This window comes from Roseovarius sp. MBR-6, from assembly GCF_040547525.1.
In the GTDB taxonomy this organism is placed as follows: Bacteria; Pseudomonadota; Alphaproteobacteria; order Rhodobacterales; family Rhodobacteraceae; genus Roseovarius.
This window is the reverse complement of the sequence record NZ_JBEPPW010000006.1, coordinates 124,580-148,428: the sequence shown is the minus strand read 5'-3', so window position 1 is coordinate 148,428 and position 23,849 is coordinate 124,580. Positions and strand designations below refer to the sequence as shown.

Here is a 23,849-nt window from a genome sequence, read left to right as displayed (position 1 = left end):
AGGAAAGGGAAATGGAAACGGAACCGATGACGGCAGGATGAACACCCAGGCCCAGCAACCCAAGGAGCTTGTGGCGGTGCGCCCGCCCGCCGGTCCCGCGCGGCTGCGCCGCAGGCATCGCGGGCTTTTGTGGTCCTTCGTGCTTCTGGTGCTGCTGCCCTCGACGGCGATTTCCATCTACCTATGGATCGTGGCCGAGGATCGGTATGGCTCGGTCACCGGCTTTACCGTCCGGCAGGAAGAGACCGGCGGCGCCACCGAAATCCTCGGCGGGCTGACCGCGCTTACCGGCTCCAGCCTGTCTTCGGATGGCGATATCCTTTATGAATTCATCCTCAGCCAGACCATGGTGCGCGAGGTCGAGACACGGCTGGGGCTGCGCGCGCATTTCGCCGCCCAATGGCGGCGCGATCCGCTCTTCGCGCTCTGGCCCTCGGCCAGCATCGAGGATCTCGAATGGTTCTGGCGGCGCATCCTGCGGATTTCCTACGATCAGCGGTCCGGCCTTATCGAGGTGCAGGTGGTGGCCTACAGCGCCGACATGGCACAGGCCATCGCGCGCGAAATCCTGCGCCAGAGCCAGGAGATGATCAACCGCCTCAACGAACGCGCCCGCGCTGACGCCATGCGCTACGCCGAAACCGATCTGGAAGAGGCGGTGGCGCGGCTCAAGACCGCGCGCGAGGCGCTCACCAGTTTTCGTACCCGCACCCAGATCGTCGATCCCGCCGCCGATATCCAGGGCCGCATGGGGGTGATCAACAACCTTCAGCAGCAGCTTGCCCAGGCGCTGATTTCGTATGACATCCTCGACCAGAACACGACGGCGAACGACCCGCGCAAGCTCCAGACCGCGCGCGAGATCGAGGTCATCCGCGAGCGTATCGCGCGCGAGCGCGAGGGCTTCGCCACCGAAACCGCCGGGGTCAGCGGTGAGGATTACCCGCGCCTCATCGCCGAATACGAGGCGCTACAGGTGGATCGGGAGTTTGCCGAGGAAACCTATCGCGCAGCACTCGCAGCGCTCGACGTGGCCCGCGCCAAGGCCTCTCGCCAGAGCCGCTATCTGGCCACCTATATCGCGCCGACCCTCGCCGAGACGAGCGCATATCCCAACCGCCTCCTGATCGAGCTTCTGTCGGGGCTCTTTCTGGTGCTCTCATGGGCGGTGATGGTGCTGGTCTATTACGCGATCCGCGACCGCGACTGAGGGGGCCGCGCGTGATCCGGTTCGAGCGCCTCACCAAAAGTTTCCGGGTGCGCGACACCCGCAAGGTGGTGCTCGACAACCAGACGCTGCGCCTTCCCGAGGGGGTGTCGGTCGCGCTTCTGGGGCGCAACGGGGCCGGAAAATCGACGCTGCTGCAACTGGTGGCAGGCAGCCTGCGCCCGGATGCGGGGCGGGTGATCCGGGACGGTCTGGTGTCCTGGCCCGTGGGCTTTGGCGGCTCTTTCCACCGCGACCTGACGGGCGCGGAAAACACCCGCTTCATCGCCCGCATTTACGGCGTCGACGCCGAGGAACTGGTGGATTTCGTCGCCGATTTCGCCGATCTGGGCAAGCATTTCCACATGCCGGTGCGCAGCTATTCGGCCGGGATGCGCGCGCGGCTCACGTTCGGCGCCTCCATGGGCATCCGCTTTGACACCTATCTGGTGGACGAGGTCACCTCCGTGGGCGACGCCGCCTTTCGCGCCAAGAGCCGCCGGGTCTTTGTCGACCGGATGCGCCACGCGGGGGCCATCCTTGTCAGCCACGAAATGGGACAGGTCCGCGATTTCTGCACCGCCGGTCTGGTGCTCGAAGGCGGACAACTGCGCTATTTCGACGATCTGGAAGAGGCGATAGACGTCCATGGTGCGGTGATGAGATCAGGGTGAGTGAACAGACTTGTTTCACAACTTCGCCCCATGCTAATCGGAGTTTCAAGAATAGCTCTTAGTTAAAAGGACCAAGCTGGCGTGGGTGATATCGACACCGATTTGGCAGAACTTCGCGAGGCCGAAGCCAAATATCCGATACCCGCTTGGGATATCGAACGCCGAACAGCGCGTTTGTGGGGTCTGCGTCTGCTCGCACCCGGCGGCGTCGGGCTGGAACCCAAACCCGGACAGCCTGCATAAGGGAGTGTATCGCGCTGTGAATGACTTCGTTAAGCGCGGTGAATGGGAGATCGCAGGGGCCGGGCCCGGCATGCAATGGGCGATACGGCGCAGCACGTGAGCGCGCGCATCCAAATCGAGGGTTTTTTATGTCAAGCTCGTCCACGCCACCGAAATCCGACGAAGCGATCTGGCGCGAGCGTGCCGACGACGAGGTTGTTTTCTGGCGCAAGTGGATCCGTTCGGGGGGAATGCGCTGGAAAGAAGGGTTCCAGCGCAAGACAGACCCAAACGCGCCCTTGGCTCCTCTTGTCGCCGACTTGCTTCCGACACTCGACCTGAAAACCGGTCAAACGCTTGAAATTCTCGATATCGGCTCAGGCCCCCTGAGTTGGATTGGAACCTCACATCCCGATTTCACGGTCAACGTGACGGCAGTCGACCCGCTTGCCGATGAGTATAATGCCGCGCTCGACAGCAAGGGCGTGACAGGCGTGGGACGACCGATCAAGGGATATTTCGAAACCGCGCTATGGCAGCTTGGCGCGGGGCGTTTTGACGTGGTTTGGTGTGCCAACTCGCTCGATCACTCGATTGATCCGATCATTGGTCTTTATAACATCATCAACCTCTGCCGCACGGGTGGCGGGGTCATTCTCATGTTTCATCCCGATGAAGCGGAGCGAGAAGAGTATGTTGGCCTGCACCAGTGGAACCTCAATATTAACAACGAGCGTCTGACCCTAACCCGTAAGGGCCGTCAATTCGACCTGATGACGATGCTCGCGGGACAGCAGGATATCCGCCTGAGAACGCTAGGCAAGGTTGGGCAGGACAAATCACGCGTCGTGGTCACATTCCGAAAACATGCGGATTGCAACCTGTCGGAATTGTTGATCGCGTGACACATTCAATCCTGTTCGCGTGTCTTGCAACCCGTGGAGCGGACAAATAAAAAGTCAGGCAACGATGCGAAAGCGCCGCTTTCTCATCATCGGCCTGCCGCGCAGCGGCACAACCTATCTGATGACGCGGCTCAACGCCCATCCCGCGATCCATCGCAGCGGCGAGCAGTTCAACCACGATGGGACAGGTCCGCGATTTCTGCACCTCGGGCCACGTGCTTGACGGCAGGCCGCTCCAGTATTTCGCCGATCTGGAAGAGGCGATAGAGGCGCACCGCGCGATCATGGCGCGCGCCTGAGCAGACGCGGCTCAGGCGGGGCCGCGCACCTGCTCGAACCGCAGGCCGGACGCATCGTAACCTGTCATGAGCTCAAGCTGCGCGGGCGTTGCGCGCCAGTCGCCAAAGGCGATGTAATCCTCTGCGGACACGCGCGTCAGCGCGCCGATGCCGGGGATCGCATCATAGGGCTGCAATGCGTCGGCGGGCCCGAAGTAATGCACCGAGTCGATGCTGTCTGCCAAAAGACAGATGCCCACGCCAAACGTGCCAAAGCCAAAGACCAGATGCCGCGCGCCAAGGAGCGTCTGCACGTCCTCACCAAAACTGCCGCTCTGAAAGCGAAAGCCGATGCCAAGCGCCGCAAGCCGCGCCTCCAGCGCCGCGATGGCGGGGTTCTTGCGATCCTCGGCCACAAGAATGGCGCGTTCGATGCGCCCCTCGGCCACAAGGCGCTCAAGGACGGCGATGTAATAGGCGGCAGGCGGCTGGACATAAAACGAATGCGGCCGGGGCCGGAACACATCGCCCGAGCGAAAGTGAAACACCACCGTGCGGTCATCGAGCCGCGCGGCCTCGGGCAGCGGAAAAAGATCGAGCCGTCGGCGGATATGATCGCGAACGATCTGCGCGCGGGCCGCATCCGCCGCGTGCGCGAGCGCCTTGTCGAAGGCGGACAAACGAAAGAAATCCCCGACCAGAATCCGCGTTTCGGGCCGTGCCTGCCCCTTGGGCAAAAGGGTGATGCCGTCGATCACGATCGGGTCGGTGCCCGTGAGATTGGCAAAGTCGGGCAGGTAGACGCGGCGCACCCCGATCCGCCGCGCGAAGGCGACCGCGTTCGTGACCTGCAACAGGATATTGGCAAAGCGCCCGAATTCGCGGACCTGCACGGCGCTCACCGCGCCTTCGCCGGTGAACCAGTAGCGCGGCTTGTGGAAATCCGGCCTTGACCCGAAATAGAGCTCCTGCGGCCCAAGCCCCCGCGCGCGCAGCCAGTCGCGGAGCGCCGTCTCCATCGTGCTGGTGTAAACCTCGACCTCGGCAAGATGCAGGGGCCTGTGGTCGTCAAGCGACAGGCGCACATGGCGCGCCAGCACCTGCCCCCCCAGTTCCAGAACGAAGGGCCGCCCCTCGGGTCCGGTGCCGAAATAGCTCAGCCCCTGATGCAGCAGAAACCACGACTTGCCGTTCGCCGAGGCCTCGATCCGCAAGCTTCGGCTGCGGAACTGCCATGCCGCCGCGCGCCGGTTATGCACGATGATGGCCTGCAACGGATAGCGCATTCCCAAATCGATCCGCCACCAGGGCCGCGCCTCGTTATCCGTGTGAAAGGCATAATCGCGGGCGATATGGCCATTCGCCCCGGCATGGGCCTCATGCGGGCGGCTGTAGTCGCTCAGTGACGATTGCTCGCACCTCTTGCCGACGGCGATATTGACCCAATCGCGCGGCAGACCTGCCCGCGCCTCCGGCTTGCCGGCCTGGGGCCTCAACCGTCCAAGCCAGCCACGCGCCCTGTTCAAGAATTGCGGCATCCTGCCCCTGCCCCGGCCGTTCGGCACTCTGGCGGGCACCTTGGCCCAAGCATGGCCCAGGCGCAAGCGGGTGACGCACCTGCGCCCTTGGCTTGCAACAGGCCGGTAATTGCGCGACAACGCGGGCGCATCCGAAACCTTGTGGACAGCCCCTTGCCCGAAGCCCCTCAGAGGACAGCCCCCCCCGGCCCCGCCCCGCGCCGCTTTCTCATCATCGGGCTGCCGCGCAGCGGCACCACATATCTGATGACGCTGCTGAACGCCCATCCCGCGATCCATTGCAGCGGCGAGCAGTTCAACCCCTATGCCATCGTCGGCGTCAGGGACCGCGACGACGCCCCCGAGCATCTGCTTGAGCGAGACCGTTCTCCGCTTGTGTTCATGCAGCGGTTTTTCGAGACGGCCGCGCCACCGGGCGTCGAGCGGGTGGGGTTCAAATACATGCTTGGCCACAACGTGCGCATCCTCAAGCGGCTGGCCGAATACCCCGAGATTGACCTCATCCATGTCTGGCGCGACAACCGGCTGGCGCAGGTCTCCTCGCTCATCAAGGCCGAGCAATCGCTGATCTGGGCCCAGTCCCGACCCGATGCCCATATCCACGAAAAGATCAACGTCGGCCCGCGCAGGATCTGCCAGCGCTGGCATGAAATGGCGAGCATGGACACGCTTTTCGCGCACTGGCTCGACAGCCTGCCCAACCGTCGCCTGACGCTGGAATACCGCCAGCTTTTCGCGCCGGATTTCATCGAGCGGATTACCGGGTTTCTGGGCACAACACCCGATCCGGGGATGAAAAGCCCGCTGGTCAAGCAAAGCCCCGACGACATACTCGCCCGATTCAAGTATCCCGACCCGATCGCCCGCTACTTTCGCCAAATCGGCTTCGGCCACTGGCTCGACCCGGAGATCTGAACAATGCGCCGCGTGCTTTATGTCAACTGGGTGGATTACCTCGACCCCGAACGGCGCGGCGGCGGTGTCTCGGTCTATCAGCGCAACCTGATGGCCGAACTGGCCAAGGCACCGGAGACCGAAGCGGTCTTTCTGTCCTCGGGCATCTCCTACGATCTGCGCCCCGGCCCGCCCCGCTGGGAGCAGGTCCGCCACGGCCCGGACACGGACCGCGCGCGCCGCTTCGAGATCGTCAATTCCGGCGTCATGGCCCCCGCCCATCACAGTTACGGCGACCCCGCCCAGATCAGCCACCCCGCGACCGAGGCCACCTTCTTCGATTTCCTGCGCGTCACCGGCCCCTATGACGCGGTGCATTTCAACAATCTCGAAGGGCTGCCCGCACCGGTGCTGCGCCTCAAGGAGACGGCACCGGACACCCGCGTCCTCTTCATGCTGCACAACTACTACCCGATCTGCCCGCAGGTGAACCTGTGGTATCAGGAGCGCCGCAGTTGCGCCGATTTCGACGGTGGGCGGGCGTGTGTGCATTGCCTGCCGCACCGGCCCGACAGGCGCGTGATCCGGCTTGCCAATGCCGTGGCCTACCGGCTCAAATGCCTTGGCATCGCGCCGGGAGGACGGGGGTTTGATCCGCTGTTTCGCTGGGGAATGCGGCTTTTCCGGCGGACGGGCTGGCTTCGGCGCAGTCTGGCCGGGCCTGCCCTGCCGCCCGCCCCCGATGAGGCGGTGATCTTCTCGACGCGGCGGCGCGCGATGATCGACACGCTCAACCGGCACTGCGACGCCGTTCTGTGCGTCTCCGATGCGGTGCGAAAAATAGCCTTGTCCTATGGGATCAAACCCGAGCGCGCCCATGTCTGCCCCATCGGCACGCTCGAGTCAGAGGCCTTCACCCGCACCGCGCCACGCGGCTCCCTGCCCGGTGCCGATGGCACGCTGACGCTGGCCTATCTGGGCTACATGCGCCGCGACAAGGGGTTCTATTTCCTGCTTGATGCGCTCGAGGCATTGCCCGAACCGCTCGCCCGCCGCCTGCGCCTTGTCGTCGCCGCCCGCCGTGGTGAGGCGGAGGCGATGATCCGGCTGGCCGCGCTCGGCGACCGGCTCGCGGGGCTTACCCATCTGGACGGCTATTCCCATGACGGGCTTGATGCGCTGCTTGCAGGCGTGGATGTGGGGGTGGTGCCGGTGCTCTGGCACGACAACCTGCCGCAGGTCGCCATAGAAATGCACGCCCGCCACATCCCGCTGCTGACCTCGGACATGGGCGGCGCGCAGGAATTGGGCAATTGCCCCGAGATGGTCTTTGCCGCAGGTGACACAAGCGATTTTCATGCCCGGATAGCGGCGCTGCTTGCGGGGCGCGTCGACATGAATCGCTATTGGGAAAACGCCCGGCCGCCCGTCACCATGGCCGAGCATATGGCCGCGCTTGGCGGCCATTACGGCTGGCACTGACCGTCAGCCAAGCCGCGCCGCCACGAACGGCACCGCGTGCCAGGGCAGCGATACCCCCGGATCATGGATCACGCGGCGGCCCTCGCTGACAAGCGCGAGATAGCGGCGGTATTCCTCGGCATTGCCCCAGTGCTGGCCGCGCGCGACCTCTGCCTCGGCCTTGCGGCGGAACTCGGCGTTATACTTGAAATGCCCCAGGATCAGCTCGCGCCGCGCCAGCCGCACGTCGCCCACGAAATGCAGCCCGGCCGAGAGCCGCATGAACGGGTGATACCGCAGCAGCGCGATTTTCTGCGCCACGAACATCTCGGGTCGCGCATCGGGAATGAGCCGATGGCGCAGCGCCGAGGTCCAGGTCGGCTGATCCGAAAACGGCCCGCGCATCGGGGTCGAGCGCAGGAACGGCATGCGCTCGGCAAATCCCGCCTCCGCGAAGGGATCGCCCGAGGCGAAACCGGCGCCCTCCAGCGGCCCGTCGGGATACATGTCGAGCATGAAGAGCCGCGCCGCATCGGCCCCCTCGAACGCGGGCGTGGCCAGCAGGTCTTGCAGGCTTTGACGCCGTTCGGTCTGCCACACCAGAAGCTCGTCGGCATCGGCCACGAGCGACCATTTGCCTTGCCGGAACTCGGCCAGCATGGCCTGTTGCCAGGCCACGCCCCAGGCCGCGCGCCGGTAATCGGTATCGACCGAAAAGAGCGTCACGTCGCGCTGTTCGGCCAGATAGTCCAACGTGCCGTCATCCGATCCGTTATCGGCGATCACGAACCGCTCGACGCCCAGACCGCGATAATGCCGCAGGAAATGCGGCAAGAGAAACATCTCGTTGCGCATCACCGAGACCACCGCGACCTGGGCCTCGCGCGCCGCCTCTGCGCTCGCCTCCGAGGTGATGAGATCGAGCGCATTGCTCTGCGCCCCGAGACGCGCCGCATGGAAGCCAGGCCAGATCTTCTTCGGCCAGAGCGCCGGGCTTGCCAACCGCGCAAGTGCCGGGGCCTGATCCTCGGCACTGTCGAGATGCACCATCTGCACCGGCATGGCGCGGCTGGCCAGGAACCCGTTATGCCAGGACGACACCGGTTTCGCCCCGGCATGGCTGCGACGACGGACCGCCGTATAATACCCGTCCTCCGCCACCGCGATGCCGCTCAACGCCAGAAGATCGCCGATCAGCTTGTCCTCCATGAAGGACAGCCGTTCAAGCAACCGGCCTTCGGTGCTGTTCATCGCGGCAAGCACCTCTGCCATGGCGCGGCGGCTGAGCGCATAGCCCGAGCCGCCATCGGCATAGCTTGAGGGTTCGGGCGACTTGTCAAGCGCGCGCCGCGCCCGATGCGACGTGGATTTGCCCTGATGCCAGCGCCGGTCCATCTGACCGGGAATGAGCGAGAGCTTGCGCCCGTAATAATCGAACCGGCGATAGTTGAGCGCGCGAAAGAATTCCGGCGCGTTCAGAAAGCAATCGTCGTCGATCTTGAGCATGTGGCCGAAATCGGTCTGGTCGTGCACCCAGCGGATCGCGGCGAGGGTCTTTTGCGGCAGGCCCTCGTAATCGTCCGGCGCATCGAGTCGCAGCACATCGCCCTCCAGCCGGCCATCGCCGCCGCCGGTGACAAAGACATGGGCGATCCCCATCTCCCCGAGCAGGCGCAGCCACCCCGCGCGCAGCGCCGGGGCGCGGGTTTCAAGATAGGGCGCGCAGGTAAAGATCACCACGAGCGTATCATAGAGCGGATGCGCAGGCCCGAGCGCCGCGCAACCGGGCGGCAAGGGCGCGCCCGGTCCGAGCGCGTCCAGCAGCGGCTCCGAACCGGGTATCCGCGCCGCGCGCAACCGCGCCGCCCCCTGCCGCACCGACGGTGCCGCCGCCAGCGCCGCGCGCCTGGCCTCGGGCAGATCGTCCAGCCGCACCGCGAGCCAGTCCAGACCCTCGGCGCGCAAGGCACTGTCGCCCAGCCCAGCCACCAGAGACAGGCCCAGCCCCAGGCCCAGATACTGCGCCTGCGCCCCGGCAATCAGGTCGAGCCGCTCAAAGAGCGGACCCGCCTCACCTGTGTCGGGCGCGGCCAGCGCCGCCTCGATCATCTCCGCACAGGCGCGCTGCAATGCGGTGTGGCGGGGGGGCGCTGTCTCGGGATAAAGCTTGGGCAGCGCCGCGCGCAGGTCCGCCATCTCGGCCTCGGGAACAGCGCCCGCGCCCGGGCGGGCCCATGCGCGCACCTGCTCGCCCGGCACCGCACAGCCCATCTCGCGCGCCACGCGCGCCGCATCAGGGTTGCCCGCCGCCGCGAACAGCCGCAGCGCCGCGTCCAGCCCGCCGCGCCCCTGCTCCACCTGGCGGAACGCCGCCCGCGCCTCTGCCAGACGTGGCGGCAGATCGGCCACGCCCTGCGCCTCCACCGCCTCCCAGAACAGCCGCGACAGCCCGTAGGCGCGCAGGCAGAACGCCTCGAAATCCGCGGCCAGGTAACGGCTCATCAGCGCCCGCTGGCCCAGCAGGGCGACGGCGGCGCGGGTGAGCTCGCGGCAATGCGCCCGGCCCCAGGAATCGGCAAGGCGGCGCGTGACGAAATCGATATACCCGTAAATCAGCGCCTCGCGGCGGTCCGGGTCCACCCGCCGCGCGCGCAGCGCGTGACGCGCCACATGCGCAATGCAGGTGGTCGGCAGCCACGCCTCCCCGGACGGCACCAGCGACCAGAGCGCGTCATGGACCGCATCGCCCCGCCCCTCGGCCAACAGGACAGGCAGGAGTGCCGCGCGGCTCCACGGATCGGTCGGCAGCGGCCCTTCGGCCAGCCCTGCCGCGCGCGCCATGGCCATCGCGCCGTCGAAATCCGCGCCATCATGCGCCTCGGCGGCCAGCGCCGCCACCAGCCCGAGACACAGCGCGCGCCGCTCTTTGGCGGGCACCGCCAGACCGGGCAGCACGTCGCGCGCATCCGGGGCGGGGGTGGCGCTCATGGCCCCGGCGAAACGGGCAAGCGCGCGCGCCACCTCGCGCCCGGTCTCGGGTGTCGGCTCCGGGACGGGCGCAAGCCCGAGCGCTCCTGCCATCCCGAACCGGACGGCCAAGGCCCGCGCGCGCGCCTGCCCCTCGGACGACAGCAGCGGCGCAAACCCGCCATGGACAAGATGCTCCAGCACCAGAAGGCTGCGCGGCATGTCCTCCGGCTCAAGCCGGTGCGCCAGCGCCGCATCGAGCCGCGCCACCATCTGCGCGCGCGGTATCCGCAAGGCCCCGCGCGCCGGATCATCCGCGACGATATCGAGCGTCGCGCCCTCCGGCACATCTGCCCAGAGCCACCCCGGCAGCGGCACCAGCCCCCCCGGCACGCCCGCCGACGCGATCACGCGCAGCGGTGCCTCATCCGGTCCCGCCCGCAGACACCCAATTCCCGCCGGCACACGCAAGAGCCAGCCCTCGTCAAGCACCAGCCCCTTGCCCGACCAGCCCGAAACCACATCGAGCAGCGTGATTGACCCCTGCGATTCCACGAACGCGATCCGGTCGAGACCGCCGAACCGCTCCCCGGCCTCGACCCGCACGAGCGGCACACCGTCCAGCGAGAGCGCCGCATCCGTCGCCGTCAGCCGGATCACCACCTCTACCATGCGCGGCCCGAGCGGCGCGTCATGGGCGATCTCCGCGCGCCAGTGCCCGACTGCATCGCGATCATTCAACACGGCCCGCCGTTGATCGCGGCGCAACGACACGTGAAACGGGATCGAAACGCGGTCCACGCCGTAAAACGACAGGTTGGCGAACGGGTCTGCCGCCAGATCGACCCGGAATCGCAGCCAGCCCGTGCCATCAAGCGCAAAGGGCCGGAGCGCCTCGGGCACCACGGGGGGCGGTGCCGCAGGCGGGGGGGGCTCGTCGAGCGGCGCAAGCAGGGCGCGCGGGGCCGTGCGGGGATCGAGCAGCGACACCAGCCGCGCAGGCAAATCGGCATCGACACCGGCAGGCGCCGCGCCGCGCCGCCCATAGCCGCGCCGTATCCCGCCGATCAGCGCCGCGACCATCGCGCGCCGCCGCTCGGGTTGCCAGTGTCGCCAGAGCGCGCGCAGAAACAGCCGCCGCTCCCAACCCTCGGGCAGCCGCGCGCGCGCGGCGGCGGGCAGGGCCGCGATGCAGGCGTCGTGATCGGCAAGGAAATCCGCCGCCTGTCCGTCCGCCGTCTCCGCCTCGAAAATCGCACCGGGCAGGCTGACCACCCGCACCGCCATCAGGCTGGCTCCGAGGCAAAGTGCCATGCCCCCGGCATCGGCAAGGCGCAGATCGTGCGACCGGATCAACGCCGCCCGGATCATGTGCGCCGCCAGCGGTGCGCGCCGCGCCAGCGCCGCATCGGGGACAAAGCGCCCGCCCTCCGGGGCCGTCTCGCCGATCACGCCCAGATCACCGCCCGCCTCCAGAAGCGCGCGCGCCTGCGCGTTCAGGACATGCGGATCGGGCCGCGCGCCCGCGTCGAGAACGATCACCAGTGCGCCACGAGCGGCCCCGGGCCCCTCCGCCGCCGGAACCGCCCGGATATGCGGTGCCGCGTCCAGCGCGACAAGCGCGGCGGCATCCTCCGGGCGCGGGCACAGGATCACCCCCTCCTGACCCAGCACCGCCCCCCCGGCCAGCGCGGCAAGCGTGTCCGAGAGCGGCCCCACCGCAGCCCCATCCCAGCGGATCACGACCGAAAGCGGGGGGCGGCCCGCCATTTCCTCGCGCCAGGAGACACAGGCCCCGTCCCGCGCGATCCCTGCCCGGTCGAGAAACGCCGCCGCCGCGCGCGCAAACCGTGCGCGCCGCTCGGGCGAGGCAAGCACACGCGCGCGCTCGGCGATCAGACGGTGGGAAAGCGTGGCCAGCGCCTCCTCTGCGCCGTCGTGCGGACCCTTTGCCATGATCGCGCCCGCGCGCTCCAGCACGGGAAACTGCTCGAACACCCGCTCGTCATCGCGGCCCGTGATCTGCCCCGCCCGCCCCTGCGTTTGCAGATAGAGCGGTTCGGGCAGGTGGATCAGGTGATCGGTGCGCGCGGCGGCCCGCAGGAAAAACCCGTGATCCTCGAACCACGTCCCCTCGTCGTATCGCAGCCCGTCGATGAGCGAGCGGCGATAGAGCTTGTTCCACGCCGAGGGGAAATGCGCGACCACATCCGGCCAGCCCGCAAAGTCATGACGCCGCAGCCCGACATGCGCGCCGAGGTCCGGTGCGCTGTGAATCCCCGAATGGGCCGCGCCGGTGCCGTCGGCAAAGACGTAGCGCAAGGCGCAGGCCACCCAGTCGCCCCCCGTCTCCTCCAGCGCCCCGAGCATCCGCCCGAGAAAATCCGGCATCACCCGGTCATCGCCATCGACGAAGGCGATGAACTCTCCGCGCGCCTCGGCGAGACCCGCGTTGCGTGCCACCGACAGCCCGGCATGGGACTGGCCCAGCAGGCGAAACCGCGCATCGCCCGCCATCGCCTCACGCGCCCGCGCAGCACTCGCGTCGCCGGAGCCGTCATCGACCACGATCACCTCGAAATCGTCAAAGGTCTGGGACCTGAGGCTCCTGAGGCAGGCACCGATATGGGCCGCCACGTCGTGAACCGGCACGATTACCGAAATCTGGGGGGCGCGGGCCATGGGAGCCTTTGTCTGAACGGTCTGCACTTGACGCTTGTCCCGCAGCAATGCCGACAAGTAAACCCCCGCGCCATGTTGCGATCTGGTATCGGTTCGGGCGTTACGCTATCGACGAGGCAGGAGGCGCGGCAATGCTGATCGGAATAGAGCGGAAATTCGTCTTCGTGGCCAATACCAAGACCGCCTCGACCTCGATCGAGACGGCGTTGGCACCCGTGTCCGAGATCGCTTTCAAGGGCACGCCCGAGCGCAAGCACGTCTCCTTGCACGCGGCCATAGAGGCGCATCCCGAGATTTTCGCGCAGTCCGGCCAGTGGCCGCGCTTTTTCTTCAAGTTCGGGGTGATGCGCGACCCGCTCGACTGGATCGGCTCGTGGTTCCGTTATCGCAAGTCCAACAAGGTCGACAGCCCCCTGCCCCCCGAGATGAGCTTTGCCGAGTTCTGGGAGCAGCAGGACTGGAATTTTCGCCGTGCGGACGGGCAACCCAACCTGCAACGCGACAAGTTCTGCGGCCCGCAGGGCAAGGTTCTGGCCGATGTGATCATCCCCTATGACCGCCTGTCGCCCATGTTCGGCCAGATTTGCGACGCTCTTGACGTGCGCCGCCCGCTGCCGCGCGAGAACGTGTCCAAAGAGCGTAGCACCGGGCCCATCCCGCCCGACCTGCTGGACGACTTGCGCGCCTTCTATGCCGAGGATTACGCGCTCTGGCAGCGGCTCGATAAGATCAATGCCGGGGGCATGGCATGGCTCCGGTCTCGCGCACCGGGCACCCCGCGCGATCCGTAGGCACCGCATTCAGAAGATGAAGTCACTGGCATCGAGATCGCTCGTCACGAGATTGCGCAAGACGATCACGCCACCCCCTCCGGTATCGATCACCAGATCACTGCCGATCTCGGTCGCGGCCGCCATCACGTCGGCCAGCGATCCGAGCGCACCGACAGCGCGCAGGTCGATCCGCTCCAGCGGGTCGAACGGATCAAAGTCGGTGATCGTATCGCGGCCATGGCCGTCCGCGAAAACAAAGGTATCGGACCCCGCCCCGCCGGCGATCTGATCGTCGCCCGCGCCCCCCACAAGCCTGTCCTGCCCGGGACCGCCCCAGAGCGTATCGCGCCCCTCTCCGCCGTCGAGCCTGTCATCGCCTCCGCCCCCGCCAAGCGTGTCGTTGCCCGCGCCGCCCATCAGCGTGTCGTTGCCCGCAGCGCCCCAGAGCGTGTCATTGCCGTCCGAGCTCCAAAGCTCATCCGCGTCCGGCCCGCCGAACATCAGGTCGTGCCCCGGCCCGCCACCCAGCATGTCGTTGCCATCGCCGCCAAGCAGCGTGTCATTGCCCTCCGCGCCGAAGAGCCGGTCACGCCCCGGCCCGCCGATCAGGCTGTCATTGCCAGGGCCACCGCCAAGGTCGTCATTGCCGCCGCCGCCATCGAGCGTGTCATCGCCGTCGCCGCCAAAGAGCGTATCGTTGTCTGCGCCGCCCGACAGGCTGTCATGCCCCGGCCCCCCGCCCAGAGAATCGCGCCCGTTCCCGCCCCGCAGCGTGTCATTGCCACCCAGACCGAAGATCGTGTCATCCCCCTCGAGACCGTCGATCACGTCCGCCCCGGCGGTCCCGCCGAGAGCATCCGCGTCCGGCGTGCCGGTGATCGGCAGGGTGAAGCTGCTGGTGAGGATCGGCAGCCGGTCGGGCCAGTCGAAGACCGGGCCAAAGAGCCGTGCAGCGTCGAGCAGGACCGGCGTTGTCGCGGTGATCTCCACCACCGTGTCGCGGAACCTGAGCCGGGCAAAACCCGCGCCCGCCTCGATCCCGAGTTGCCCCGCATTGCGCAGGAACGGCAGCGCCGAGAGGTCGAGCCGGTCCGTGCCGGGCGCAAAATCGGTGATCCGCACAAGGCCGGACCCCGCCGAGACGACAAACACATCCGCCCCCGCACCGCCGCGCATCGCGGTCTCGCCCGGTCCGCTCACAAGGATGTCGTTGCCCGCGCCGCCCGAGAGCGTGTCCGCGCCGAAGCCGCGCGCCATCAAGAGATCGTCACCCGCCGTTCCGGTCAGCAGCGCCGCCGCGTTGCCGCCGGTTTCCGCCACCACGCCAAGCGTGGAGAGATCGAGGGCGAACTGACTGATCCCGCCGCGCGGGTCGCCCGCCACGAAGAGTTGAAGTTGCGTGCCAAGGATGGCGGCGCTCAGTTGGCCCACATTCTCAAGCCCGAGCCCAAGGGCGTGCTCCACCGTCTCCACATGCAAAAGCCGCCCGTCGGGCAGAAGGCGAAACAGGCTCAGCCCGTCATCCGCGCCCCCCGCCGCAACGAAGACATGATCGCCCACCTGCGCCACGCTCACCCCCTGCGCCCCGCCGAAGCGCGTGGCGAGCGTGTCCAGCACGTGATCCACCAGCACCATCGTGCCGTCGGCCTCGATCCGCACCACGCTGAGCGATTGCGAGCCCGCCGCCGCGATGATCGCGAAGGTGGTGCCATGGGCGCTCACCACGTCGAGCGCGGTGACATCGGCGACCGCCAGACCGCCACCGCCATCCAGCGCACCGCGCGCCGAGAGCGCGCCGGTCGCGGCATCGACGGCAAAGCTGTAAAGCGCGCCCGCGCCCTGATCGAGCGCCAGAAGCTGCATGTCGCCCCCCCCACCCACCAGCGACAGAAGCGCCGGACCGGCAAGCAGGGCCGCGCCATCGGGCCCCTGCGGCATGGCGGACGAGGCGGGCGCGGCCAGCCCCGCCCGGAACACCAGAAGCTGCCCGCTGACGCCATCGGCCGCGAACAGCGTTTCCAAACCGCCGATCCGGGCCGACACCAGCGCCGACACCTCACTGCCCGCCTGCGGCAGGCGGCCCAGCGAGATCGTCGCACCAAAGCCGCCCGTCCCCGTCAACTCCTGCGCGAGAATCGCCCTCGCTCCCCCATCCGGCGCTGTGCCGAAGGCCAGCGCCATGCGCCCCGCGCCCGCGACCGCGACCGGGGCGGCAAGCCCGGTTTGACCGGTGGCGACCGCGCCGGAAAAATGAACGGTATCGACAAGCTGCGCGACACCATCCTCCGCCAGACGAAAGGACAAAAGGCCGCCAAGCGGCCCGGTCCCCGCCACCAGATGCGCCCCGGACGGCAACCACGCCACGCCCAGATCGCGCAAATCCTGATCGAGCAGCGGATCGCCAAGACCGAGATGCGCGACAAACTCCAGACCCATGACCCCCTCCACCCCACACCGGTCCCGGGTATCGCGGGCAAGAGCGGAGACAGCCGCGCAAAAAGCGGGCAGAACCGCGCCTTTTGCAGACGTCTTTAGGCAATTTTCATATTTTCACGCCAGTGTGATCCCGAGACTGGCCAAAAGCGACGCACGCCGCTACTTTCCCACGCGGGGGACTGAACCTCAGACCCGCCGAGGTTCGGGCCCGTGGCCTATTGCACGAGGACCGGACCACCACGGATCGAAGAGGGACGATATGCGGATACTTGTTGTCGGGGCCGGCTTCAGCGGGGCCGTGATCGCGCGCGAACTGGCCGAGGCGGGCCACAAGGTCACCGTGCTCGAATCGCGGACGCATGTGGCCGGAAACTGCCATACCGAACGCTGCGCCGAGACGGGCATTCTCGTCCATGTCTACGGCCCTCACATCTTTCACACCGACGACGCCGAGGTCTGGTCCTATGTGAACCGCTACGCGCGGTTTCAACCCTATGCGCACCGGGTCAAGGCCACGGTTGGCGGTCAGGTCTTTGGCCTGCCGCTCAGTCTGCACACGATCAACCAGTTTTTCGGCCGCGCCTTTCGCCCCGAGGAGGCGCGCCGCTTCATTCTTGACGATCAGGCGCAGCCATCCCGGCACGAGCCGCGCAATTTCGAGGAACAGGCGCTCGCCATGATGGGTCCCGCGCTTTATGGCGCATTCTTTCGCGGCTATACCGAAAAGCAATGGGGCCTGTCGCCCGATCAACTGCCCGCGTCCATCCTCAAGCGGCTGCCGATGCGCTTCAGCTACGAGGACAGCTATTTCGCTCACCGCTTTCAGGGGCTGCCCGAGGCGGGTTATACCGCGCTTGTCGCGGGCATTCTCGACCATCCCGGCATCGACGTGCATCTCGGTTGCCCCTACACGCCCGAGCAGGGGCGGCGCGCCGATCACCTGTTCTGGTCGGGGCCGCTTGACGGATATTTCGGCAACCGGCTGGGCGACCTGGGCTATCGCACGCTCGATTTCGAACGGTTCACCGCGCAAGGCGACTGGCAGGGCTGCGCGGTAATGAATTACCCCGACCGGGAAACACCCTATACCCGCATCACCGAGCACAAGCATTTCAGCCCCTGGGAACGCCACGAGATGACCGTGTGCTACCGCGAATATCCCCGCGCCTGTGCCCCCGGCGACATCCCCTATTACCCGATCCGCCTGACACAGGAAAAACTCCTGCTGGCGCAATACGAGCGTCTCGCCGCCGAAGAGTGCGGGGTGAGCTTTGTCGGACGTCTCGGCACCTATCGCTATATCGACATGGATGTGACCATCCGCGAGGCGCTTGACGCCGCGCGCGGCTTTCTTGCAAGCCACGCGCGCAGATCGGCAACAGTCGCGGCGCTCTGAGCACGCAACCGCGACGACACGGATTCCCCCAGGGGCGGAATGTGCTATCGCTGTGTCAGGATCGGCTGTAGCCCGCGATGCGGGCTTAGCAGGCTGAAGCCACAGGACCAGGGCACAGGGCAGAGAAGCAAAAACATATGAAACGGGCACTGATCACCGGCATCACCGGGCAGGACGGCAGCTATCTGGCGGAATTCCTGCTGAAAAAGGGCTACGAGGTTCATGGCATCAAGCGGCGGGCCTCGCTTTTCAACACCCAGCGGATCGACCATATCTATCAGGATCCGCATTCGAACCATCAGCGGCTCAAGCTGCATTACGGCGATCTGACCGACAGCTCCAACCTGACCCGCATCCTCTCGGAGGTGCGCCCGGACGAGGTCTATAACCTCGGCGCACAAAGCCATGTCGCCGTCAGTTTCGAGGCGCCGGAATACACCGCCGATGTCGACGCCATGGGCACGCTGCGCCTTCTGGAGGCGATCCGCTTTCTGGGGCTGGAGCAGGTCACCCGGTTCTATCAGGCCTCCACCTCCGAGCTTTACGGTCAGGTCGCGGAGACCCCGCAGCGCGAGACCACGCCGTTTCATCCGCGCTCACCCTATGGCGTCGCCAAACTGTATGCCTACTGGATCACGATCAATTACCGCGAAGCCTACGGCATCTATGCCTGCAACGGCATTCTCTTCAACCACGAGAGCCCGCGCCGGGGCGAGACCTTCGTGACGCGCAAGATCACACGCGGGCTGGCCAATATCGCGCAGGGGCTGGAGGACTGCCTTTACATGGGCAATATCGATGCGCTGCGGGATTGGGGGCACGCGAGGGATTACGTGCGGATGCAGTGGATGATGTTGCAGCAGGACGCGCCCGAGGATTTCGTGATTGCGACCGGTGTGCAGTATGCGGTGCGCGACTTCATCCATTGGACAGCCCAAGAGCTTGGCATCACGCTCGAATTTACCGGTGAGGGTGTCAACGAGATCGGCACCGTGACCGAGGTGCGCGGCGACAAGGCCCCCGGCGTGGGGCCCGGCGATGTGGTCGTGCGCATCGACCCGCGCTATTTCCGCCCCGCCGAGGTGGAGACGCTTCTGGGCGATCCGTCCAAGGCCCGGGAAAGACTTGGCTGGGTGCCCGAGATCACCGCGCAGGAAATGTGCGCCGAGATGGTCGCCGAAGACCTGCGCACCGCGCAGCGGCACGCGCTGCTCAAGGCGCATGGCATGGACATGCCGGTAAGCTTCGAGAACGGGTGAGCGATATGCGCGTCTACGTGGCAGGACACAGGGGCATGGTGGGCGGCGCGATTCTGCGGCGGCTGGCGGCGCGGGTGGCGGCGGGCGAGGCGATCACGCTCATCACCGCGACCCATGCCGAGCTTGACCTGACCGATCAGGCCGCCGTGCGCGCCTTCATGGCCGATCAGCGCCCCGATGTGGTGATCCTCGCCGCCGCGAAGGTGGGCGGCATTCTCGCCAACAACACCTATCCGGCCGATTTCATCTATGAAAATCTGATGATCGAGTGCAACGTGATCCATCAGGCATTTGCCGCCGGGGTGACGCGCCTCTTGCAGCTTGGATCAAGCTGCATCTACCCGCGCGAGGCCCGGCAGCCGATGGCCGAGGACGCGCTTCTGACCGGCCCGCTGGAACCCACGAACGAGCCCTATGCCATCGCCAAGATCGCGGGCATCAAGCTTTGCGAGAGTTACAACCGACAGCATGGCACCGATTACCGCTCGGTCATGCCCACCAACCTTTACGGCCCCGGTGACAATTTCCACCCCGAGAACAGCCATGTCCTGCCCGCCCTCATCCGCCGCTTTCACGAGGCGCGCGCGCAAGGGCGCGACGAGGTGGTGATCTGGGGGTCGGGCAAGCCACGCCGCGAATTCCTGCATGTCGATGACATGGCCGAGGCGTCGCTTTTCGTCCTGGACCTCGACAAGCCCACCTACGACGCCAACACAGCGCCGATGCTGAGCCATATCAACGTCGGCACCGGGCAGGATGTCACCATTCTGGAGCTGGCACAGATGGTGGCGCGGGCGACGGGCTATGAGGGCCGGATCGCTACCGACCCGACGAAACCCGACGGCACCCTGCGCAAGCTGATGGATGTGCGCCGTCTGGAGGATATGGGCTGGCGCGCCGCCATCGCGCTGGAGGACGGAATCGCGGGCACCTATCAATGGTTTCTGGAACATCAGGACGGCTTTCGCGGATGACGCGGGGCAAGGGAGGTTTGACCATGGCCGAGGATATCCATCCGCTCCTGCTCTGTGGCGGCTCCGGCACCCGGCTCTGGCCGCTGTCGCGCAAGAGCTATCCCAAGCAATTCACCCGGCTCACGGGGGAGGAAAGCCTCTTTCAGGCCTCGGCGCGCCGCCTGTCGGGCGCGGGATACGCGGCCCCCACGATCATCACCGGGTCTGATTACCGCTTTGTCGTGACCGAACAACTGGCCGGGGTGGACATCGCCGCCGCCGCCACGCTGATCGAGCCCGAGGCGCGCAACACCGCGCCCGCGATCCTGGCCGGAGCGCTGGACGTGCAGGCGCGCGCGCCCGGCGCGCTGATGCTGGTCGCGCCCTCGGATCACGTGATCCCCGATCCCGAGAGATTCCGCGCCGCCGTACAGGCCGCCATCCCGGCTGCCCGGGCAGGGCGTATCGTGACCTTCGGCATCCGGCCCGACCGGGCCGAGACCGGCTATGGCTGGCTCGCGCTCAGCACGTCCCCGGAGGCCGATTTCGCACCCGTTCCGCAGCCGCTCAGGGGATTTGTCGAAAAACCGGACGCAGCGACGGCAGCGGCGTTGCTGGCGGACGGGATGCATCTGTGGAACGCGGGGATTTTCCTCTTCTCGACCGACACGATCCTGTCGGCCTTCGAGACGCACCAGCCCGCGATGCTGGCCGCCGTGACCCGCGCCCATGCGACGGCAGAGCGCGACCTGCATTTCCTGCGCCTCGACCCCGAAGCCTGGGCCGCGTGCGAAAGCGAGTCCATCGACTACGCGGTGATGGAAAAGGCCGGCAACCTGAGCGTCGCGCCCTATGGCGGGGCCTGGTCCGATCTGGGCGGCTGGGATGCCGTCTGGAGAGAGAGCGCGCCGGACGGCGCGGGCATCGTCACCTCCGGCCCCGCGACCGCCATCGACTGCGCGGACACGCTCTTGCGCGCCGAGGACAGGCAACAGGCGCTGGTCGGCATCGGACTCACGGACATCATCGCCGTGGCCATGCCCGACGCGGTGCTCGTGGCGCATCGGAGCCGCGCGCAGGACGTGAAAAAGGCAGTGGAGGCGCTGAAGAAACAAGGTGCCAGACAGGCCGAGACCCTGCCCCGCGACTATCGCCCCTGGGGCTGGTTCGAGAGCCTCGCCACCGGCGGGCGCTTTCAGGTCAAGCGCATCCATGTGCATCCCGGTGCCGCGCTCAGCCTGCAAAGCCATCACCACCGCTCGGAACACTGGATCGTCGTGGAGGGAACGGCGAAAGTGACCATAGATGACAAGGTCCAGCTCATCAGCGAGAATCAGTCGGTCTATATCCCGCTCGGCGCGGTGCACCGCATGGAAAACCCCGGCAAGGTGCCGATGGTCCTCATCGAGGTGCAGACCGGCACCTATCTCGGCGAGGATGACATCATCCGATACGAAGACATCTACGCACGCGGTCAGGGGGCGAAGGGGTGAGCGGCGTCAGGGACCGCTTGTCTTGACGTCCGTCAGCCCGGCGCTTGCCCGCCGATCCGCGTGACCGATGCGCACAGGGCACGCGCGGCGGCAAGGGCGCGCGCCGTGGTCTCGGTCATTTGCGGCAGGATCATCCATTCCAGCGCCCAGGCCGCGCCCGAGCGTTCCTGTTCATGAACCAGCGCGTGATGCATCCCGGCAAGCTGCCCGGCGTTGTAGCGTGCGAGCGTCACCAGAAGTTCGGCCAGAACCGGGTTCTGCTTGTGCGGCATGGCCGAAGAGGTGCCACCGCCCGCCAGCGCAATCTCGTCCAGCCCCTGTTGCGCCATCAGGCAGATATCCTGCCCCATCTTGCCAAGCGTGCCGGTCACGAGCGACAGGAACCCCGCGAAGTCTGCCAGATCGTCGCGCGTCGTGTGCCAGGCGCGGGCAGGATTGCCAAGGCCAAGCTCCTGTGCCATCGCGGCGGCGATCGCCGCACCATGGGGGGCAAGGTCCGCGCGGGTGCCCACCGGGCCGCCCAGTTGCAGACGCTCCACGCGCGGACGCAGATGGACGAGCCGTTCGACATGCCGGTCAAGCGGGTCACGCCATGTGGCCAGCCGGTCGGCCACGTTGACAGGCAGCGCCGCCTGCATCCGGGTGCGGCCCATGAGGGGATTTGCGCCGAAGCGCTGCGCGAGGTCATCAAGCGCGTCCATCAGGCCGTCCAGCCGCGCAAGGAGGAGCACGTTCACCTCGCGCAGCGTGAGGCTGAGCGCGGTGTCGAGCACATCCTGCGAGGTGGCACCACGATGGATCGCACCCGGCTCGGCGGGAATGGCGGCGCGGAGCGCGGCCACCAGCGCCGGAACCGGCAGGCCGTCGCGCGCGGTGCCCTCGCGCAAGCCGTCGAGATCGGGCACAAAGGACATGATGGCGCGCGCCGTCTCTTCGGCATGGCGCGCCGGGATCACGCCGGTCACGCCAAGAGCACGGGTAAAGGCCGCCTCGAATGCCAGCATATGCGCAATCTGGCGCTCGGGGGCCCACAGCGCGTGCGCCTCGGCATCGCCGAAATGGACGCGAAACCAGGGGTTTGTGAACACATCCGTCACGAAAGTCTCCGGCGCAGCGCGCTTACGGCCCCCGCCACCGCCCCGGGGGCCTCTATGCAGGGCAAGTGGCCGCAGCCCGCCAGCACCTCAACGGTGGCACCGGGAATCAAGGCCGCCAGCGCCGCCACCAGATCGGGCGGGGTGGCGAGGTCCTCGGCCCCGGCGAGGCACCGGGTGGGCACGGCCAGCCGCGCGCTCTCTTCGGTGAAGTTGGTGTCGCGGATCGCGGCGCAGACCGCGGCATAGCCCGCAACGGGCGTGCGCGTCAGCATGTTGCGATAGCCTGCCAGCGCGGCGGTCTTTGTGGTGCGAAAGCCCATGCTGAACCACCGTTCCAGAATGGCCTCGGACATGGCGGCGATGCCATCGCGCCGGACCGTGTCGATGCGCGCATTCCAGCCCGCGGAATCGCCGATCCGCGCGCCGGTGCAGCACAGCACCAGCCCCGCCGCCAGATCGGGGCGCGCGGCGGCAAGCGCCTGCGCGATCATGCCGCCCACAGAGACGCCGCAGATCACGGCATGGCCCAGACGCAGGTGATCCATCAGCGCGGCGACATCCCCTGCCAGCAGGGCCATGGTGATCTCGCCCTCGTCGCTCAGCCCGTGACCGCGCTTGTCGAGGCAGAGGACCGGCACATCCGCGCCAAGCCCCGCGATCACCCCGTCCCAGATGCGGAAATCGGTGCCGAGCGAGTTGAGAAAGACCACCGGCACGCCCGCGCCGGGACGATAGCGATAATGCAGCGTGACACCGTTGAGCGTGGCAAAGGGCATCAGGCCGCTACCTGCCGCAGACCGAGGATACGCCGCGCCTCTTGCCATGTGGCGACGGGGCGTTCGTATGTCTCGCACAGCCCGACCGTGCGTTTGACCAGCGCCGCGTTGGAGGGGGCCAGCGTATCACGATCAAGGCGGATGTTGTCCTCAAGCCCGGTGCGCGCATGCCCGCCCGCCGCAATCGCCCAGTCGTTGACGACGCTTTGGTTCGGCCCGACGCCCGCCGCGCACCACGGCACGTCGCCGAACAGCCGCTTGACCGTGGTCACGTAGAAATCGAACACCTCGCGGTCGGCGGGCATGGCGTTTTTCACGCCCATCACGAATTGCACATAGGGCACGTCCTTGATCTGCCCGCGTTTGTGCATGAGCGCCGCATGAAAGATGTGCGACAGATCAAACGCCTCGATCTCGGGTTTGACGTCATATCGGATCATCTCGTCGGCGAGCCAGTTCACAAGGTCCGGCGGGTTCTCGTAAACCCGCGTCGGAAAGTTGTTTGACCCAACCGATAGTGACGCCATGTCGGGGCGCAGGGGCAGCATGCCGCCGCGCGCCTGCCCCGCGCCAGAGCGCCCGCCGGTGGAAAGCTGCACGATCATGCCGGGGCAGTGCTTTTCCAGCCCCTCTTTCAGCCGCGCAAAGCGGTCGGGGTCCGAGGTGGGGCGGCCTTCGTCGTCGCGCACATGACAATGGGCGATGCTGGCCCCGGCCTCGAACGCCGCATGGGTGCTCTCAACCTGCTCGGGAATCGTGACCGGCACGGCGGGATTATCGGCCTTGGTGGGCACCGAGCCGGTGATCGCCACGCAGATGATGCAGGGGTTGGTCATGG

Annotated in this window: 18 protein-coding genes; 12 read left to right on the top strand and 6 right to left on the bottom strand. The window is 67.0% G+C overall.

All coding sequences use genetic code 11. The features are described 5' to 3' along the window. The first annotated feature begins 37 nt into the window (after positions 1-37). From ABIE57_RS10145 to ABIE57_RS10125, 5 genes are all read left to right on the top strand, one after another. On the top strand, positions 38-1,210 hold the full coding sequence (locus tag ABIE57_RS10145; RefSeq protein ID WP_354538898.1) for a KpsE/RkpR family capsule polysaccharide export protein: 1,173 nt from the start codon (positions 38-40) through the stop codon (positions 1,208-1,210). 11 nt (positions 1,211-1,221) lie between these two features. Then, positions 1,222-1,881 (top strand): ABC transporter ATP-binding protein, encoded by a 660-nt coding sequence (locus ABIE57_RS10140; protein WP_354538897.1) that lies wholly within the window; start codon positions 1,222-1,224, stop codon positions 1,879-1,881. Between the two features lie 81 nt (positions 1,882-1,962). Further along, positions 1,963-2,124, top strand: a complete 162-nt coding sequence (locus ABIE57_RS10135; RefSeq protein ID WP_354538896.1) for a hypothetical protein — start codon at positions 1,963-1,965, stop codon at positions 2,122-2,124. A gap of 128 nt (positions 2,125-2,252) precedes the next feature. Continuing rightward, positions 2,253-3,008 (top strand): class I SAM-dependent methyltransferase, encoded by a 756-nt coding sequence (locus ABIE57_RS10130; RefSeq protein ID WP_354538895.1) that lies wholly within the window; start codon positions 2,253-2,255, stop codon positions 3,006-3,008. Positions 3,009-3,072: 64 nt separating this feature from the next. Then, on the top strand, positions 3,073-3,231 hold the full coding sequence (locus ABIE57_RS10125) for a sulfotransferase (protein WP_354538894.1): 159 nt from the start codon (positions 3,073-3,075) through the stop codon (positions 3,229-3,231). Positions 3,232-3,318: 87 nt separating this feature from the next. Here the strand turns inward: ABIE57_RS10125 and ABIE57_RS10120 are convergent, their stop codons facing one another. Continuing rightward, positions 3,319-4,782: a discoidin domain-containing protein gene (locus ABIE57_RS10120; protein ID WP_354538893.1), complete on the bottom strand. Its 1,464-nt coding sequence runs from the start codon at positions 4,780-4,782 to the stop codon at positions 3,319-3,321. Positions 4,783-4,977: 195 nt separating this feature from the next. Here ABIE57_RS10120 and ABIE57_RS10115 point away from each other — a divergent pair, with 195 nt between their 5' ends. Further along, positions 4,978-5,739, top strand: a complete 762-nt coding sequence (locus ABIE57_RS10115; protein ID WP_354538892.1) for a sulfotransferase — start codon at positions 4,978-4,980, stop codon at positions 5,737-5,739. Positions 5,740-5,742: 3 nt separating this feature from the next. Continuing rightward, positions 5,743-7,200 (top strand): glycosyltransferase, encoded by a 1,458-nt coding sequence (locus ABIE57_RS10110; RefSeq protein ID WP_354538891.1) that lies wholly within the window; start codon positions 5,743-5,745, stop codon positions 7,198-7,200. Between the two features lie 3 nt (positions 7,201-7,203). On the opposite strand, the gene ABIE57_RS10105 is transcribed toward ABIE57_RS10110, so the two are convergent. Beyond that, a complete protein-coding gene (locus ABIE57_RS10105; protein WP_354538890.1) occupies positions 7,204-12,828 on the bottom strand; it encodes a glycosyltransferase in 5,625 nt (1,874 codons plus the stop codon). 131 nt (positions 12,829-12,959) lie between these two features. Here ABIE57_RS10105 and ABIE57_RS10100 point away from each other — a divergent pair, with 131 nt between their 5' ends. Then, complete coding sequence (locus ABIE57_RS10100; protein WP_354538889.1) at positions 12,960-13,619, top strand: hypothetical protein; 660 nt, start codon at positions 12,960-12,962, stop codon at positions 13,617-13,619. A 9-nt stretch (positions 13,620-13,628) separates the two neighbouring features. Here ABIE57_RS10100 and ABIE57_RS10095 read toward each other — a convergent pair whose 3' ends face one another. Next, a complete protein-coding gene (locus ABIE57_RS10095) occupies positions 13,629-16,037 on the bottom strand; it encodes a calcium-binding protein (protein ID WP_354538888.1) in 2,409 nt (802 codons plus the stop codon). Positions 16,038-16,296: 259 nt separating this feature from the next. Here ABIE57_RS10095 and glf point away from each other — a divergent pair, with 259 nt between their 5' ends. From glf to ABIE57_RS10075, 4 genes are all read left to right on the top strand, one after another. Continuing rightward, positions 16,297-17,433 carry a UDP-galactopyranose mutase gene (gene glf / locus ABIE57_RS10090; protein ID WP_354538887.1) on the top strand — a complete coding sequence of 379 codons (1,137 nt, stop codon included), beginning with the start codon at positions 16,297-16,299 and terminating at the stop codon, positions 17,431-17,433. Between the two features lie 137 nt (positions 17,434-17,570). Next, positions 17,571-18,692, top strand: coding sequence for a GDP-mannose 4,6-dehydratase (gene gmd, locus ABIE57_RS10085; RefSeq protein ID WP_354538886.1), 1,122 nt, complete (start codon positions 17,571-17,573; stop codon positions 18,690-18,692). Between the two features lie 5 nt (positions 18,693-18,697). Next, positions 18,698-19,666 carry a GDP-L-fucose synthase gene (gene fcl, locus ABIE57_RS10080; RefSeq protein WP_354538977.1) on the top strand — a complete coding sequence of 323 codons (969 nt, stop codon included), beginning with the start codon at positions 18,698-18,700 and terminating at the stop codon, positions 19,664-19,666. Positions 19,667-19,689: 23 nt separating this feature from the next. Continuing rightward, the gene (locus tag ABIE57_RS10075) at positions 19,690-21,138 is read left to right on the top strand and encodes a mannose-1-phosphate guanylyltransferase/mannose-6-phosphate isomerase (RefSeq protein WP_354538885.1); all 1,449 of its coding nucleotides are present in this window, start codon (positions 19,690-19,692) and stop codon (positions 21,136-21,138) included. A 32-nt stretch (positions 21,139-21,170) separates the two neighbouring features. Here ABIE57_RS10075 and ABIE57_RS10070 read toward each other — a convergent pair whose 3' ends face one another. Genes ABIE57_RS10070 through ABIE57_RS10060 form a run of 3 tightly spaced genes read right to left on the bottom strand, consistent with a single transcriptional unit; the run spans position 21,171 to position 23,847 of the window. Further along, complete coding sequence (locus ABIE57_RS10070; protein ID WP_354538884.1) at positions 21,171-22,235, bottom strand: 3-carboxy-cis,cis-muconate cycloisomerase; 1,065 nt, start codon at positions 22,233-22,235, stop codon at positions 21,171-21,173. Further along, positions 22,232-23,011 carry a 3-oxoadipate enol-lactonase gene (gene pcaD, locus ABIE57_RS10065; protein WP_354538883.1) on the bottom strand — a complete coding sequence of 260 codons (780 nt, stop codon included), beginning with the start codon at positions 23,009-23,011 and terminating at the stop codon, positions 22,232-22,234. Before pcaD ends, ABIE57_RS10070 begins: the two co-directional genes overlap by 4 nt. Next, positions 23,011-23,847: a 3-oxoadipate:acetyl-CoA acetyltransferase gene (locus tag ABIE57_RS10060; RefSeq protein WP_354538882.1), complete on the bottom strand. Its 837-nt coding sequence runs from the start codon at positions 23,845-23,847 to the stop codon at positions 23,011-23,013. The genes pcaD and ABIE57_RS10060 overlap by 1 nt, the downstream gene beginning before the upstream one ends. Positions 23,848-23,849: the final 2 nt, after the last annotated feature.